Genomic DNA, 248 nt, shown 5'->3' with positions numbered 1-248 from the left:
GACAGCAAAACCGTTTCCATACCCCGATGCGACGGCTTCAAGTCGCCTCCGCATAATCTCTCCCATGCGCTTAACCCCTTGTGAGAAGATCGGACTACGCCAATAAATGTTTAGGGCTGCCGTCGCACGGGTGACTTCTTTAGCTTCGAGTTCGCAGCGTTGTCGCCAGATATTATCATAATGTCAAAATCGCTAAGTGGGTACGGTCTTCCTCTGTCGATGTTGTTGATGAGAGAGGAGCTGGACGC

At 51.2% G+C, this 248-nt stretch carries 1 pseudogene; it reads left to right on the top strand.

From position 1 onward, the window contains the following. Nucleotides 1-114: 114 nt before the first annotated feature. Nucleotides 115-248, top strand: a pseudogene (locus tag FNJ47_RS52270) (diaminobutyrate--2-oxoglutarate transaminase); the annotation flags it as partial.

The organism is Bradyrhizobium uaiense, from assembly GCF_010811875.1.
GTDB classification, from domain to species: Bacteria; Pseudomonadota; Alphaproteobacteria; order Rhizobiales; family Xanthobacteraceae; genus Bradyrhizobium; species Bradyrhizobium uaiense.
This window is presented reverse-complemented; position numbering and strand designations above follow the sequence as displayed.